This window comes from Pseudomonas sp. P42, from assembly GCF_017973755.1.
GTDB classification, from domain to species: domain Bacteria; phylum Pseudomonadota; class Gammaproteobacteria; order Pseudomonadales; family Pseudomonadaceae; genus Aquipseudomonas; species Aquipseudomonas iridis.
Genome location: NZ_JACOPU010000008.1, coordinates 135,957 through 151,724 on the forward strand (window position 1 = coordinate 135,957; position 15,768 = coordinate 151,724).

15 protein-coding genes are annotated in these 15,768 nt (G+C 59.8%); 5 read left to right on the forward strand and 10 right to left on the reverse strand.

Features of this window, described 5'->3' with window-relative positions:
• Positions 1-4 precede the first annotated feature (4 nt).
• A complete protein-coding gene (gene lipA, locus H8B20_RS24755) occupies positions 5-1,003 on the forward strand; it encodes a lipoyl synthase (protein WP_162184605.1) in 999 nt (332 codons plus the stop codon).
• Positions 1,004-1,175: 172 nt separating this feature from the next.
• The gene (locus H8B20_RS24760) at positions 1,176-2,126 is read left to right on the forward strand and encodes a S66 peptidase family protein (RefSeq protein ID WP_210624882.1); all 951 of its coding nucleotides are present in this window, start codon (positions 1,176-1,178) and stop codon (positions 2,124-2,126) included.
• Between the two features lie 102 nt (positions 2,127-2,228).
• Here H8B20_RS24760 and H8B20_RS24765 read toward each other — a convergent pair whose 3' ends face one another.
• From H8B20_RS24765 to leuS, 5 genes are all read right to left on the reverse strand, one after another.
• Positions 2,229-3,551: a lytic murein transglycosylase gene (locus H8B20_RS24765; RefSeq protein WP_210624883.1), complete on the reverse strand. Its 1,323-nt coding sequence runs from the start codon at positions 3,549-3,551 to the stop codon at positions 2,229-2,231.
• A 61-nt stretch (positions 3,552-3,612) separates the two neighbouring features.
• The gene (gene arfA / locus H8B20_RS24770) at positions 3,613-3,777 is read right to left on the reverse strand and encodes an alternative ribosome rescue factor ArfA (RefSeq protein WP_007960579.1); all 165 of its coding nucleotides are present in this window, start codon (positions 3,775-3,777) and stop codon (positions 3,613-3,615) included.
• A 159-nt stretch (positions 3,778-3,936) separates the two neighbouring features.
• Entirely contained in the window at positions 3,937-4,974 is a 1,038-nt protein-coding gene (gene holA / locus H8B20_RS24775) for a DNA polymerase III subunit delta (RefSeq protein ID WP_210624884.1), read from the reverse strand.
• A gap of 39 nt (positions 4,975-5,013) precedes the next feature.
• On the reverse strand, positions 5,014-5,619 hold the full coding sequence (locus H8B20_RS24780) for an LPS-assembly lipoprotein LptE (protein ID WP_042561242.1): 606 nt from the start codon (positions 5,617-5,619) through the stop codon (positions 5,014-5,016).
• Between the two features lie 88 nt (positions 5,620-5,707).
• Positions 5,708-8,314, reverse strand: a complete 2,607-nt coding sequence (gene leuS, locus H8B20_RS24785; RefSeq protein WP_210624885.1) for a leucine--tRNA ligase — start codon at positions 8,312-8,314, stop codon at positions 5,708-5,710.
• Positions 8,315-8,568: 254 nt separating this feature from the next.
• Here leuS and H8B20_RS24790 point away from each other — a divergent pair, with 254 nt between their 5' ends.
• Together H8B20_RS24790 and H8B20_RS24795 are read left to right on the forward strand one after the other, a co-directional pair.
• Positions 8,569-8,892 carry a hypothetical protein gene (locus tag H8B20_RS24790; protein WP_210624886.1) on the forward strand — a complete coding sequence of 108 codons (324 nt, stop codon included), beginning with the start codon at positions 8,569-8,571 and terminating at the stop codon, positions 8,890-8,892.
• A gap of 105 nt (positions 8,893-8,997) precedes the next feature.
• Positions 8,998-9,759: a YdcF family protein gene (locus H8B20_RS24795; RefSeq protein ID WP_042561239.1), complete on the forward strand. Its 762-nt coding sequence runs from the start codon at positions 8,998-9,000 to the stop codon at positions 9,757-9,759.
• Between the two features lie 78 nt (positions 9,760-9,837).
• Here the strand turns inward: H8B20_RS24795 and lnt are convergent, their stop codons facing one another.
• From lnt to miaB, 5 genes are all read right to left on the reverse strand, one after another.
• Positions 9,838-11,361 (reverse strand): apolipoprotein N-acyltransferase, encoded by a 1,524-nt coding sequence (gene lnt, locus H8B20_RS24800; protein WP_210624887.1) that lies wholly within the window; start codon positions 11,359-11,361, stop codon positions 9,838-9,840.
• Positions 11,362-11,375: 14 nt separating this feature from the next.
• On the reverse strand, positions 11,376-12,215 hold the full coding sequence (locus H8B20_RS24805) for an HlyC/CorC family transporter (protein ID WP_024014438.1): 840 nt from the start codon (positions 12,213-12,215) through the stop codon (positions 11,376-11,378).
• Between the two features lie 5 nt (positions 12,216-12,220).
• Positions 12,221-12,715: an rRNA maturation RNase YbeY gene (gene ybeY, locus H8B20_RS24810; protein WP_210624888.1), complete on the reverse strand. Its 495-nt coding sequence runs from the start codon at positions 12,713-12,715 to the stop codon at positions 12,221-12,223.
• On the reverse strand, positions 12,708-13,712 hold the full coding sequence (locus tag H8B20_RS24815; protein ID WP_042561236.1) for a PhoH family protein: 1,005 nt from the start codon (positions 13,710-13,712) through the stop codon (positions 12,708-12,710). The genes ybeY and H8B20_RS24815 overlap by 8 nt, the downstream gene beginning before the upstream one ends.
• A gap of 228 nt (positions 13,713-13,940) precedes the next feature.
• Positions 13,941-15,269: a tRNA (N6-isopentenyl adenosine(37)-C2)-methylthiotransferase MiaB gene (miaB, locus tag H8B20_RS24820; RefSeq protein ID WP_047303584.1), complete on the reverse strand. Its 1,329-nt coding sequence runs from the start codon at positions 15,267-15,269 to the stop codon at positions 13,941-13,943.
• Positions 15,270-15,402: 133 nt separating this feature from the next.
• On the opposite strand from miaB, the gene H8B20_RS24825 reads away from it, so the two are divergent.
• Entirely contained in the window at positions 15,403-15,732 is a 330-nt protein-coding gene (locus H8B20_RS24825) for a DUF1820 family protein (protein WP_042561234.1), read from the forward strand.
• The last annotated feature ends 36 nt before the right edge of the window (positions 15,733-15,768 follow it).

A 15,768-nucleotide genomic window follows, 5' to 3' on the forward strand; every position in this document is an offset into this window, starting at 1 on the left:
AACCATGATCCCGACGCTCGACGTGACCGAGCGCCCGGCCCCGCGTCCCAAGGTTGAAGCCGGCGTCAAGCTGCGCGGTGCCGAGAAGGTTGCACGCATCCCGGTAAAGATCATTCCGACCACCGAGCTGCCGAAGAAACCCGACTGGATTCGTGTGCGCATCCCGGTTTCGCCGGAAGTCGACCGCATCAAGAGCCTGCTGCGCAAACACAAGCTGCACAGCGTTTGCGAAGAAGCGTCCTGCCCGAACCTGGGCGAGTGCTTCTCCGGCGGCACCGCGACCTTCATGATCATGGGCGACATTTGCACCCGTCGTTGCCCGTTCTGCGACGTTGGCCACGGTCGTCCGAAGCCACTGGACGTCAACGAGCCGCAAAGCCTGGCCATCGCCATCGCCGACCTCAAGCTCAAGTATGTGGTGATCACTTCGGTTGACCGCGACGACCTGCGTGACGGTGGTGCCCAGCACTTTGCCGACTGCATCCGCGAAATCCGCAAGTTGTCGCCGAACGTGCAGCTGGAGACCCTGGTTCCGGACTACCGTGGCCGCATGGACGTCGCCCTGGAAATCACCGCCGCCGAGCCGCCGGATGTCTTCAACCACAACCTGGAAACCGTGCCGCGTCTGTACAAGGCTGCGCGCCCGGGTTCGGATTACCAGTGGTCGCTGACCCTGCTGCAACGTTTCAAGCAGATGATGCCGCACATTCCGACCAAGTCTGGCCTGATGCTGGGTCTGGGCGAGACTGACGAAGAAGTCATTGAAGTCATGAAGCGCATGCGCGAACACGACATCGACATGCTGACACTCGGTCAGTATCTGCAACCGTCGCGCAGCCACTTGCCGGTGCAGCGTTTCGTGCACCCGGACACCTTCGCCTGGTTCGCCGAGGAAGGTTACAAGATGGGCTTCAAGAATGTTGCGTCCGGGCCGTTGGTGCGTTCCTCGTACCATGCCGATGAGCAGGCGAAGCTGGTCAAGGCTGAACTGATGGGTTCTTGATCCGGCGCTGAATGAAAAAATGCCCGCCGAGGCTTTGACGCCCGGCGGGCATTTTTTTGCCTGTCTTACATTCAATGCTGATTTTTCCTGCAACCTGCGGCGTGGCCGAGCCTCTTCTGTTTACCGCCGTTCCTGACTACTGTGTGTGCATGACTCACAGGGAGATCCAAGGATGACCGTTCGACCAACCCACACACTTTGCCCGCACAAAGCCGTGCCCGCGTTGCCTTCAGAAGGGCTGATCGGCGTCATTGCACCAGCCGGCCCGGGTGTATTGGACACCGATAAGGCGGTGCAATGGATGCGTGCGCGGGGTTATGGGCTTAAGGTGTTCCCCGGCGTTTATGAAAAGGATGGCTATCTGGCCGGCAGCGACGACGTGCGCTTGCGCGATCTTCATGCGGCGTTCGCTGATCCCGAAGTCGATGCAATTATTTGCCTGCGTGGCGGCTACGGCACGCCACGGCTGCTTGACCGGATCGATTACGACCTGCTGAGCCGCCATGCCAAGCCATTCGTTGGCTACAGCGACATCACCGCGCTGCACCTGGCCATCAGCCGATACGCTGGCTTCGTGACCTTTCACGGGCCGCTGCTCAACGCTGACCTGTTGGGCGACAAGGAGCCGCCAACCGTCACTTCGTTCTTCGCCATGCTGCGCGGGCAAATGAAGGCGGGGAGTGTGCTAAGCCATCCGCTGGCGTATCCGTTGACTACGGTCGAACCCGGCATCGCCCACGGGCGCTTGCTCGGCGGTAATCTGGCGATGATCGCCGCCACCTTGGGCACGCCTTACGAAATCGATGTGGAGGGGGTGATTCTGCTCATCGAGGATATCAACGAGCCGCTGTATCGGATCGACCGACTGCTGACGCAGATGCGTCTGGCCGGCAAACTGGCCAAATTGCGCGGAGTTCTGGTTGGGGATGTGGCAGGGGTGGATGTCGCGGCATTGAACCGCCTGCTCAAGCAGACGTTCGAGCCTTTGCGGATTCCGGTGCTGTCAGGTTGGCGTAGCGGACATTGCGATCCGAACCTGACGCTGCCGATGGGCGCGCTGGTGCGGCTGGATGCGGGGAAGAAGGAGTTGATGCTGGAGCAGGATGTGGTCACTCGCCGATAATTGCGGGTGATGCAAAAAGATCGCAGCCTGCGGCAGCTCCTACACGGGATTAACGTAAACCCTGTAGGAGCTGCCGCAGGCTGCGATCTTTTGATTTTGCTTTTATTGGTTACGCAGGCTTTCCAGCAGCTTATGCGTTGGATACCCATCCGCCGGCCAGCCAAACGACTGCTGTGCACTGCGAATCGCCTTGCGTGTATTGGCCCCGATGATCCCGTCTGCCGTGCCGGCATCGTAGTTGCGTGCACTCAACAAGGTCTGCAACTCGATTCGCTCGGTGCGGCTCAGCGGCAGATCATCTTTGGGCCAGGTGCCGTTGATCAAGCCACCGCCGCCAAAGCGCTCGGACAGGAGGCTCACCGCCAGTGCGTACGACGAAGAATTGTTGTACTTGAGGATCGCCCGGAAGTTGTCGAGGATCAGAAACGCCGGGCCACGATAACCGGCCGGCAGCAACAGGGCGGCGGACAGTTGTTCGGTTCCGGCGGGCGCCTGAGCCCCATTGGGCAGTATCACGCCCAGCTGACGCCATTCGGCGACGCTTTTGCGCAGGGTGCCATCTGCCAACGTGTAGTCGAAGTTGCCGGGCAATTGCACTTCAAAGCCCCACGGCTGGCCCCGCTGCCAGCCGGAGCTTTGCAGATAGTGCGCGGTCGAGGCCAGCGCGTCGGCTGGACTGCCCCAGATGTCGCGGCGCCCGTCACCGTCGAAATCAACCGCATGGGTGTTGTAGGTGGTCGGGATGAACTGCGTCTGGCCCATGGCGCCAGCCCAGGAACCGAGCATCTTCTCAGGCGTGATGTCGCCCTGTTGCAGAATCTGCAGGGCGGCAATCAGTTGTGCGTGGGCAAACCCCGGGCGACGACCTTCGTAGGCGAGTGTGGCCAGCGAGTTGATCACCGACTTGCTGCCCTGGAACTGCCCGAAGTTGCTTTCCATGCCCCATACCGACACCAACGCCTGCCGGTCAACGCCATAACGCTGCTCGATGCTTTGCAGGATATCGGCGTACTGGATGATTAGCGCCTGGCCCTTGCGCACGCGCAGCGGCGACAGTGCGCCGTCGAGGTATTCCCACACCGGGCGGGAGAACTCCGGCTGACTGCGGTCGGCGCGAATCACGCTGGCGTCGAAACTGATATTGGCAAATGCACGATCGAACAGCTCGGCGCGAATCCCGGCTGCCAAGGCATCCTTGCGGAAACCTGCCTGCCATTCGGCAAAGGTCTGGGTCGGCTGAAGATCAAGTGGGTCGGCGGACGGCACTACCGGCGGAATAATCGCTGGGGCCGTGGCGACAGGGGCGGCTTGGAGAGGTTGCGCATCGGCGGCGGTAGGTTTTTCCGCACAGGCGACAAGCAGTATGAAGCTGGAGGCAGCGATCAATTGGCGAACAGGCCAACGACGGGAAAGACTAAAGGGCATGCACAGTTCCAGAGGATACGAATCAGGTGCAGACCTTAACATGACCGGGGGGTGCTGCGCTTTAAGCTGCCAGAAAGTAAGAAGCCTCCCAGCTATTAGACTGGAAGGCTTCGCGGCGGTAGCTGCCTTTACCCTTGGCTGGTTGTTCCTGGCGGCTGCGGAACAGGGGTTGGGCGATGATGGATTTGGCCTTGTTCGGGCCATGTTTCGATGGCTTTTTGCTCATGAGGGTTCTCTTGATCGAGTGGGTTTTGCACAGGGAATAATCTGCCGATGTCGGGCGTCTGTCTATAGGGCAAATGCAGGTGCTGTTTGTAGGAAAACAAACTCAAAAGATCGAAGCGTGCCGCAATTCCTACAGATAGAAGGCTGCGATCTTTTGACCTTATTCGGCGGGCAATGACAAGCGCTGGCCTGCCATCAACAACGCCAAACGACTGAGGCTCATCCAGGGCGACCCGGCCGCCTGGCCTTTGATTTGCGCATCAATACGCTGAGCTTCGAGCAACAACTGCGCCCAGCGTTGCGCCGAGTAACGTTGCAGGGCTTTGCTCATCAAGGGCTTGCGCTTGTCCCAGACCGGCGGTTTCGCCGAGCTGAAGCATTTGTCCAGCGGTGTGCCCTGGCTGTACTGCAGCGAGATATTGGCCAGCAGGCGCAATTCCCTCGCCAGTGCCCAGAGGATCACTGGAGGTTCGACCCCCTCACCACGCAACCCTTCGAGCATGCGCAGGGCGTGGGCCGGTTCACCGTTAAGGACCGCGTCGGTTAAACCAAATACGTCGAATCGTGCACTGTCCGCCACAGCGGCCTGTACGTTTTCGACAGTAATCTGCCCACCTTCGGCCATCAGCTTGAGCTTCTCGATTTCCTGCGCGGCGGCGAGCAGGTTGCCCTCCACACGTGCAGCAATCAGTTCGACCGCATCCTGGCTGGCCGACAACCCGGCCTGCGACAGACGCTGACGAATCCAGCCCGGTAGCTGATTGGCATCCACTGGCCAGATCTGGATGAACTGGGTCTGCTGACCTTCAACCAGCGCCTTGCCCCACTTGGTCTTCTGCGCGCTGCCATCAAGCTTGGGCAGGCTGATCAGCAGCACCGTGTCTTCGGCGGGACGCGAGCAGTACTCGATGAATGCGGCACCCCCCTTGTCACCGGGTTTGCCCGATGGCAAACGCAGTTCCAGCAGACGCTTTTCAGCAAACAACGACATGCTGGCACCGGCCTGCAGCAACGTGCCCCAATCGAAATTGGCGTCGGCGGCGAATACCTGGCGTTCGTCGAAGCCTTGCTGGCGGGCAGCACTGCGAATGGCGTCGGCGGCTTCCTGACACAGCAGCGGGTCATCACCGCTGATGATATAGACGGGCGCGAGGGCGCCTTGCAGGTGTTTGCCGAGTTGCGCGGGAGCGAGCTTCATAAGAGAGGTCGAACGGGGCGCCTGAGCGCCCCGAACGTCTTACTGCTGCGGGATTTCGAGCGGCGACTGACGCGGGGTTTCCGCCTCAATCTTTTGCGCCGCTTCCAGCGCATCGGCTTCTGCCTTGGCGCGGTCATTGGCGGCCTGCTGCAGTTGCTGCAGTTGACCCGGGGTCAGCTGTTGCAGACGCAGCATCATGCGCTGAACCAGATCGCGACGGATATCACGACGGGCGTCGTTGGCTTCCTGATCGGAGCCGACGAGGTTGTTGCCGTCGTGGATGAACACTTTCTGCACTTCAAGCTTGTCGCTGAGCAGAGACAGGTTTTTTTCACCGCGGATGTCGTAGCTCAGGACAGTGCTGAGCTGATACTCGCCCGTGCGACCGGCACCTGCATAGCTGAGGATACGCTGGCTTTCCTGTTCGTCAGCCAAGTACAGCTTGTACGGCGCACCGCTGTAAACCTTGACGCCGCTGGACTCCAGTACCTGACGCATTTGAGTGACGGTCTCGCCGTAGGCGTTACGGGCACTCAGGTCGAGTTCCTTGATCGTCAGTTCGTTGCTGCCAGTGCCACGCAGCTGGAAACCGCAGGCGCTCAGCAGAACAGCGAGGCCCATCACCAGCAGATTGCGTTTGATCATTGTGTTGCTCCCCTTGAAACCATGTGGGCCGACCTGGCGGCCCGAAAGGTTTTACAGTGCGTCAGGCAAACCTGACGCCCAATCCAATTTAGCTGGCGACGATGTTGACCAGTTTTCCTGGCACAACGATCACTTTGCGAATGGTCAGACCGTCGACGAAACGCAGCACGTTTTCGTTGACGCGAGCGGCGGCTTCAACCTCTTCGCGCGTCGCGCTCGCCGGCATTTCGATCTGGCCACGCAACTTGCCGTTGACCTGGATAACCAGGGTCAGGCTGTCCTGCACCAGTGCGCTTTCGTCCACTGCAGGCCAGCCTGCGTCGATCACGGCGTCGGCGTGCCCCAGTTGATTCCACAGCTCATGGCTGATGTGTGGCGTGATCGGAGCCAGCAGCAAAGTGACGGCTTCCAGACCTTCGTGCACCAGCGCGCGATCCTGCTCGGTGCCTTGCGCGGCTTTTTCCAGCACGTTCATCAGCGTCATGACCTGAGCGATGGCGGTGTTAAATTTGTGGTTCTGGCCGACGTCGTGGCTGGCCTGCTTGATAGCCAGGTGGATCGAGCGGCGAACGGCTTTTTGCTCGTCGTTCAGGCTGGCAACGTCGAGTTTGCCCGGCAGGCCCTGGGTAACGTGGGCTTGCGCCAGACGCCAGACGCGCTTGAGGAAGCGATGCGAGCCTTCCACGCCCGAGTCGGACCATTCGGCGCTCATGTCAGGTGGCGAGGCGAACATCATGAACAGGCGGCAGGTGTCGGCGCCGAACTGATCGATCATCGACTGTGGGTCGACGCCGTTATTCTTCGACTTGGCCATTTTCTCGGTACCGCCGATTTCCACCGGCAGGCCGTCGGCGATCAGCTTGGCGCTGATGACCTTGGCTTTGCTGTCGCGCTCCAGTTCTACGTCCGCCGGGTTGAACCAGGTGTAGGCACCGTTGGCTTCGCGACGGTAGTAAGTTTCGGCGATCACCATGCCTTGGGTCAGCAGGTTCTTGAATGGCTCGTTGGAGCTCACCAGGCCTTCGTCACGCATCAGCTTGTGGAAGAAACGTGCGTACAGCAGGTGCAGAATCGCGTGTTCGATACCGCCGATGTATTGATCCACCGGCAGCCAGTGGTCGGCCGCGGATTTCTCGACCAGGCCACCTTCAAAGTGCGGCGAGGCGTAACGGGCGTAGTACCACGACGACTCGACGAAGGTGTCCATGGTGTCGGTTTCACGCTTGGCAGGCTGGCCACATTTCGGGCAGATGCACTCGTAAAACTCAGGCATGCGGGCCAGCGGCGAACCGGCGCCATCCGGCACCACGTCTTCCGGCAACACGACGGGCAGTTGATCTTCGGGTACCGGCACGTCACCGCAAGCGTCGCAGTGGATGATCGGGATAGGGCAGCCCCAGTAGCGCTGGCGGCTGATGCCCCAGTCGCGCAGGCGGAACTGGGTGCGCGAGGCGCCCAGTTCTTTTTTGATCAGCGCCACTTCGATCGCGTCGAACGCGCCGGCGAAATCCAGACCATCGAACTCGCCGGAGTTGATCAGCGTGCCGTGCTCGCCGTAGGCGTCTTGCCACGGGGCCGGGTTGGTCTCGCCGGAGCTGGTGCGCACTACCGATTTGATCGGCAGGTCGTACTTGTGGGCGAACTCGAAATCACGTTCGTCGTGCGCTGGCACAGCCATGACCGCGCCGTCGCCGTAGTGCATCAGCACATAGTTGGCGACCCACACCGGGAGTTTTTCACCGGTCAGCGGGTGCTCGACGAACAGGCCGGTCGGCAGGCCTTTTTTCTCTTGAGTGGCGACGTCGGCTTCAGCCACGCTGCCGCCCTTGCATTCAGCGATGAACGCTTGCAGCTCAGGGTTGTTCTGCGCGGCCTGGGTGGCCAGCGGGTGTTCGGCAGCGACGGCCACATAAGTCGCGCCCATCAGGGTGTCCGGACGGGTGGTGAAGACTTTCAGGGTGCCGGCTGTGCCGATCGAGTCGACGTTGTACGGGAACTGCACTTCCATACCGCGGGATTTGCCGATCCAGTTGCGCTGCATGGTCTTGACCTGTTCAGGCCAGCCAGTCAGTTCATCGAGGCTCTCCAGCAGCTCATCCGCATAAGCGGTGATCTTGAAGTAGTACATCGGGATTTCGCGCTTTTCGATCAGCGCGCCGGAACGCCAGCCGCGACCGTCAATGACTTGTTCGTTGGCCAGAACGGTCTGATCGACCGGGTCCCAGTTCACGGTGCCGCTTTTTTTGTAGATCACGCCTTTTTCGAACAGGCGAGTGAACAGCCATTGTTCCCAGCGGTAGTAATCAGGTTTGCAGGTGGTGACTTCACGCGACCAGTCCACCGCCAGGCCCAGGCTGCGCAGCTGGGTTTTCATGTAGGCGATGTTTTCGTAGGTCCACTTGGCGGGCGCTACATTGTTTTTCATCGCGGCGTTTTCCGCCGGCATGCCGAAGGCATCCCAACCCATCGGTTGCAGAACGTTCTTGCCTTGCATGCGCTGGTAGCGGGAGATCACGTCGCCGATGGTGTAGTTGCGCACGTGCCCCATGTGTAGCTTGCCGCTGGGGTAAGGGAACATCGACAGGCAGTAGAAAGTCTCCTTGCCTGGCTGTTCGCTGACTTCAAAGGACTTTTGCTCATCCCAGAACGACTGGGCGGCGGCTTCGATTTCACGGGGCTGATATTGTTCGTGCATGGCTACTTTTGTACTGGATAGGGGTGGCCTAATCCTCTTCAACGCGGCATTCGGGCTGGCCCGGACGAGCTGGAAGTGGAATGACAGGAAGCGCCGTAGCATACATGACCGCGCTTGGCCTAGGGAAACCCTGATTGCAGCTGTTTGGCCCGCTGAATGGGTGGCGAGGGCCGTTGGTCGCGGCGTGCAGCCGGTTCGTGCAGCGAAGCTAAGCTCTAACTGGGGAGTGAGTCTTATCTTCAATGAGGTGAGGGATGGTGGAGCAACAGCAAAGAAACGTCACGAAACCTGAGTTGTACGAGCGGTTGATGGACCGTCTGGGCATGGCTCTGGACGCTGCAAAAACCGCAGACCGGCTGCGCGACGAGCGCCCCCTGGAACTGGAATTGCGTGGCTTGAGCCCCGCCGAGTTCAAACTGGTCAAGGCCTATCTGGATCGCAGTGAACGTGAAACGCACGGATGTCTGTCGCAGGCAGTGAAGCAGCTCGATGAAACACATTCGGCCAAGGTCATCTGGCTCAAGGACAAGGCGCCGCGCAAAGACACCGTCAAGGTGCCTGCTTTGCGGGCCAAGTAAGCGCATGGCAGGTCAAGAAACGGATCTTTTTCAACAGGATCCCACCCTATCGGTTGTCGCGTTGTATTAACCCACTTAGGCTTCGGGCATCTTTGGAGATGCCCGATGCCTTTACGTTATTTCATCAAACAACTTCTATTGCCGCCCGGCATTCTTTTGCTGCTGTTGCTGGCCGCGTGGTGGCTGCGCCGCTCACGGCCGCGACTGGCTGGATTGTGTTTTGCCCTCGGTTTTGGCGGATTCTGGCTGATGAGCCTGCCGGTGGTGGTGCAATGGGGTGCAAAAGCCCTCGAGCGAGAGCCGCCACTGGCCCGCGAAGAGTGGGCGACATTGGCGCAGCGTGCCGATGCGATTGTGGTGCTGGGGTCCGGGCGTGAGCGGGGTGATCTGGCCTGGGGCGACGATCAACCGACCGGTGTGGGACTTGAGCGTCAGCGTTATGCGGCGCGATTGGCGAAAGCCTCGGGACTGCCGATTTTGACCAGTGGCGGCTTGCACTACGGTACGCCTCCGACCGAGGCGAAGTTGATGGCCGATTCATTGCTGGACGATTTCGGCGTGACCGTGCGTTGGCAGGAAGGGGAGAGCCGCACCACCTGGGAAAACGCCAGATTCAGCGCCGATATGCTGTTGCCGCAGGGGATCAAGCGGGTAGTCGTGGTGACGCAGGCGTGGCACATGCCGCGATCGGTGTGGAGTTTTCAGGCGGCAGGGTTTGAAGTGGTGCCCGCGCCAGTGGGCTTCCTGGGGACAGACAACGCTCGGCCGTTTGGTGGCTGGCTGCCGGAGTTCAAATCGATCTGGCAGAGCGGACAGTTGCTGAATGAAGCGGTGGGGCAGGTGGGGTATTCGCTTTTCTATCGTTGAAGATCAAAAGATCGCCGCCTGCGGCACCTCCTACAGAGAAAGTCATGTAGGCGTTGCCGCAGGCTGCGATCTTTTGCTTTACAGGGTCTTGGACATCCGGCTAGCCATCAACGCCCAACCGAACAGTCCCAGACACAGGACGATCAGCGGCCACGAACGCCATTGCAGGTACGGCGTCAGGTTGTGCATTGGCACCACTTCGCCATACAAAATGCCTTGTTCGAACTGCGGAATTTGCTCGGTGATCTGCCCGAACGGGTTGATCAGGCCGGTCACGCCATTGTTGGTGGCGCGGATCATCCAGCGTCCGGCTTCCAGCGCGCGCATCTGCGCCATCTGCAAATGTTGCAGCGGGCCGATCGAGGTGCCGAACCACGTGTCGTTGCTGATCGTCAGCAGCAGGTCGCTGCGCGCCGACAGGCTGGCGGCGAACTCCGGATACACCACTTCGTAGCAGATGAACGGCGCGATCTGATAACCCTTGGCCTGCAGCATCGGCTGATCGGCGGGACCGCGGGCGAAGTCCGACATCGGCAGGTCGAAGAATGCGATCAGTCCGCGCAGCACATCCTGCAACGGCACGTACTCACCGAACGGCACCAGTTTCTGCTTCAGGTAAGTGCCATCGCCTTCGCCCACCACAGTGATGCCATTGTAGAAGCGTCTTTCGTGGTGCACCGTTTCGCGGATCGGTACGCCGGTGATCAGCGCCGATTTACGTTCGGCGGCGAAGTTACCCATCATGCTCAGGTAGCCCTCGGCGGACTCCTTGAGTACCGGCACCGCCGTTTCCGGCCAGATCAGCAGGTCCACTGGTTTGGAGCGGAAACTCAGATCGCGGTACAGCGCCAGTTGCGCGTTGAGCTGCGCCGGGTCCCACTTCATGCTTTGTTCGACATTGCCCTGAATGGCAGCAACGGTCAGCGGCTCGCCTGAAGGGCTGGTCCAGGCGTGGCCCTTGAGTGCAATCCCCGCCACCCATGGCCCGACCAGCAACAGCAGGCCAACCGTAACAAAAGCCTTGCGACCGGTTTGCAGCAGACGCGGCGCGTTGTAGATCAACGCAGCCGTCAACGCCAGAACGAACGACACCAGCCACATCCCGCCGACCGGCGCGAGACCGGCCAATGGGCCGTCGAGCTGGCTGTAACCGGAATAAAGCCATGGGAAGCCAGTGAGGAACCAGCCGCGAAAGGCTTCCTGGCCGACCCACAGCGCGGCGAATGCCAAAGCATCGGCCAGCGGTGCCTCGTTACGGCGCAGCCAGCGCGCCCAGAGCCAGGCGGGCAGGGCGAAGAAAAAGGCAATCGCCGCGGTAAACAACAGCATCAGGAATCCGGCCAGCAGCACCGAAGCGCCGCCGAAGTGATGAATGCTGTAATAGATCCAACTGGTACCGGCGCCGAACAGGCCGAAACCGAAGCACCAGCCACGGCCCAGTGCCTGACGGGGGCTTAGCTCACGCAGGCCGGCATAGAACAAACCGACCGCCAGCAAAGCCAGCGGCCAGATATCGAAGGGTGCCAGAGCGAACGTGGTGATTGCACCGGCCGCCACGGCCAGCAGGTTACCGGGCCAGCCGGGGCGGGTTGTCCAGCGCATTTCAGTCCTTAGATTTAACGAGCGATGGGCGTCAGTCGCAGCAAGTGAATCCGACGGCTGTCGGCGTTCAGGATGCGGAAACGATAAGCGCCGATTTCAGTGGTTTCGTTGCGTTTTGGCAAGTGCCCGAACGCGCTCATCACCAGGCCGCCGACGGTGTCGAACTCGTCGTCGGAAAACTCGCTGTCGAAGAACTCGTTGAAGTTCTCGATCGGCGTCAGTGCCTTGATCAGGAAGTCACCGCTGGGCAGCGGCTTGATGTAGCTGTCTTCTTCGACGTCGTGCTCATCCTCGATATCGCCGACGATCTGTTCCAGCACGTCTTCGATGGTCACCAGACCTGCCACGCCGCCATATTCATCAATGACGATGGCCATGTGGTTGTGGTTGGCGCGGAACTCACGCAGCAACACATTCAGACGCTTGGATTCCGGCACGAACGTGGCCGGGCGCAGCAGGTCCTTGATGTTGAAGCTGTCGCCGTTTTCCTTGAGGATCAGCGGCAGCAGATCCTTGGCCAGCAGCACACCCATCACGTCGTCATGGCTTTCGCCGATGACCGGATAGCGCGAGTGGGCGGAATCGACCACGGCCGGCAGGAATTCACGCGGTGTCTGGGTCGCCTTGATGCTGACCATCTGCGAACGCGGCACCATGATGTCGCGTACTTGCAGGTCAGCCACCTGAATGGCGCCTTCGACGATGGCCAGCGCTTCGCTGTCCAGCAGTTTGTTCTGATGTGCATCGCGCAGCAGCTCAAGGAGCTCCTGGCGGTTCTTCGGCTCGTGGGCAAAAGCCTGGGTCAGTTTACCCAGCCATGACTTCTGCCCGTTGCTCGATCGATCTTCGCTCATAGCGATTACTCTGAATCCTTTGTTGTAACGATTGGGGATGGTTCGGTTTCGTCGTCCGCGTACGGATCGGGATAGCCCAGTTCAGCAAGCAACTCGCGTTCCAGTGCTTCCATTTCTTCGGCTTCTTCGTCATCTATATGGTCGTAACCAAGCAGATGCAAGCAGCCGTGAATGACCAGATGTGCCCAGTGTGCCTTTAGTTCCTTGCCTTGTTCGGCGGCTTCGCGCTCAACCACGGTCACGCAGATCACCAGATCGCCGAGCAGCGGGATATCGAGAAACTCGTCGGGCACGTCAGCCGGGAACGACAGGACGTTGGTCGCGTAATCTTTCTGGCGCCAGGTGTGATTGAGCTCACGGCCTTCTTCCTCATCGACCAGACGAATGGTCATTTCCGAGTCAGCGGTGCGCTGGCGCAGGGCCAGTTCGCACCATTGGCGGAACTCGGTTTCACTGGGAGCGGACGCTTCGGTCGCTATTTGCAGGTCAAGCTCAAGCATCGCGGCGAGTGTCCTTCGCAGGTTCATCAGTCACGCGATTTTCGAAGCGCTCGTAGGCTTCGACGATGCGTTGAACCAGCGGGTGGCGCACAACGTCCTTGGGCATGAAGTGCGTGAAGCTGATACCCGGCACGTCTTTGAGCACTTCGATCACGTGGTGCAGGCCCGACTTGGTGCCTTTCGGCAGGTCGACCTGGGTGATGTCCCCCGTGATAACCGCGGTAGAGCCGAAGCCGATACGCGTCAGGAACATCTTCATCTGTTCGACGGTGGTGTTCTGGCTTTCGTCGAGAATGATGAAGCTGTTGTTCAGCGTACGACCGCGCATATAGGCCAGCGGCGCGACTTCGATCACCTGACGTTCGATCAGCTTGGCCACGTATTCGAAGCCGAGCATTTCGTAGAGTGCGTCATAGAGCGGGCGCAGGTACGGGTCGATCTTCTGCGACAGATCGCCGGGCAGGAAACCGAGCTTTTCACCCGCCTCAACCGCCGGGCGCACCAGCAGGATGCGCCGGATCTGCTCGCGCTCCAGTGCATCGACCGCGCAGGCGACGGCCAGATAGGTCTTGCCGGTACCGGCCGGGCCTATGCCGAAGTTGATGTCGTTACCGAGTATTTCCTTTACGTAGCGCAACTGATTCAAGCCGCGAGGGCGAATCATGCCTTTTTTGGTGCGCAGGGCGACGGAGGCTTCGGCGGGAGCGTGGTTGTCCAGCTCGACGACGGCTGATTCCTGCAGAAACAGGTGAACCATATCTGGCGACAACTCCGTACCCTTGGTTTCGCGGTACAGGCGGCGAATCAGATTTTCCGCAGACGTGGTGTGCTTGGAGTCGCCGATCAGCTCGAACTGGTTTCCGCGGTTGCGGATCTCGATGCTCAGGCGCTGTTCGATCAAGCGCAAATGCTCGTCGAATTGCCCGCACAAATTGGCGAAGCGATGAGCCTCAAAGGGCTCGAGAATAAAACGATGTGGTTCTATGGGAGCGTTCAAGGTCGTATTTAGCCGCCCTGGGGCAATTAAGATGAAATCAAGGATAACGCCAGTGGCCTGGGTGCGAAAGCTCTTAAATTGATGAACGCAATCTCAGTAACAGTGCAGTCCACTGTGGGAGCTGGCTTGCCAGCGATAGCGGTGCAACAGGCGACATATTTGTCGGGGCTGATGGCCTTATCGCTGGCAAGCCAGCTCCCACAGGATTCTCTGTGTTCCTGATATTTGTTACTGGATCAACGAGCCGCGCAGCGAGTGCGGTTGCGCCGCATCGATGTGCACATCTGCGAACTGCCCGATCAGGGTTGGATTGTCGCAGCGGAAGTTGACGATACGATTATTCTCGGTGCGCCCTTGCAGTTCGCCCGGGTCTTTCTTCGAGTAATCGGTCACCAGAATTCGCTGGGTCGAGCCGACCATTTGTCGGCTGATCTCGAAACCTTGCTGATTCAGGCGGTGCTGAAGCGCGTTCAGGCGTTCTTTCTTGAGCGCTTCAGGCGTGTCATCGGCCAGATCGGCAGCCGGTGTGCCCGGGCGTTGGCTGTAAACGAACGAGTAGGAAAAATCGAAACCGACGTCTTCGATCAGCTTCATGGTCTGTTCGAAGTCTTTCTCGGTTTCACCCGGGAAGCCGACGATGAAGTCCGAGCTGATGCAAATCCCCGGCACCGCCGCGCGCAGTTTGCGCAACTTGGATTTGTACTCCAGTGCAGTGTGGTTGCGCTTCATCGCCGCCAGAATCCGGTCGGAGCCCGATTGCACTGGCAAGTGCAGGTGCTTCACCAGTTCCGGTACTTCGGCGTGGGCCTGGATCAGGCTGTCGGAGAACTCCAGCGGATGCGAGGTGGTGTAGCGAATGCGGTCGATGCCATCGACGGCGGCGACCACGCGGATCAATTCCGCCAGGTCGGCCAGACGACCGTCATGGGTTGCGCCGCGATAGCCGTTGACGTTCTGACCCAGCAAAGTCACTTCACGTACGCCGTTTTCGGCCAGATGAATGATCTCGGCGAGCACGTCGTCGAAGGGGCGGCTGACTTCTTCACCGCGGGTATAAGGCACCACGCAGAACGTGCAGTACTTGCTGCAACCTTCCATCACCGACACGTAAGCACTCGGGCCGTCAATGCGCGGCTCGGGCAAGTGGTCGAATTTTTCGATTTCCGGGAACGAGACGTCGACTTGCGGCAATTTGGTGATGCGTGCGGCGTCGATCATTTCCGGCAGGCGGTGCAGGGTCTGCGGGCCGAACACCACGTCGACGTAGGGTGCGCGATCACGGATCGCCGCTCCTTCCTGGCTGGCCACGCAACCGCCGACGGCGATCACCATGTCCGGGTTGGCCAGTTTCAGTTCGCGCCAGCGGCCCAGTTGCGAATACACCCGGTCCTGGGCGCGTTCGCGGATCGAGCAGGTATTGAGCAGAATCACGTCGGCATCTTCGGCGCGAGCAGTGACTTCCAGGGCCTGATGTTCACCCAGCAGATCGACCATGCGCGAGCTGTCGTACTCGTTCATCTGGCAACCGTGGGTTTCGATGTAAAGCTTCTTGGCCATGGATTAGGATCGTCACGTGATTCAAAGAACCGCGCATTATAGGGAACATGTCTCCATGTTCCTACCGTTGTGCGTCCGGTGGCTATGCTATAGTTCGCGCCCTCATTTTTATCCCCGATGTTATCCGCCCGCCATGACCAAACGCGAAGCTCCAATCTACAAGGTGATTTTCCTCAACCAGGGCCAGGTGTTCGAAATGTACGCCAAGCAGATCTATCAAAGTGATCTGTGGGGCTTCCTGGAAGTGGAAGAGTTCGTCTTTGGCGAGCGCACGCAGATGGTCGTCGATCCGAGCGAAGAAAAGCTCAAGGCGCAATTCGAAGGCGTGGTGCGCAGCTTTGTGCCGATGCATTCGATCGTGCGTATCGACGAGGTTGAGCGTCTGGGTACACCGAAAATCAGCGAAGCCCGTGGCACGGTCGGCAATGTGATGCCGTTTCCGATGCCGATGCCTGAGAAGTAAGTTTCAAGACCGCGTCGCCCCATTCGCGAGCAGGCT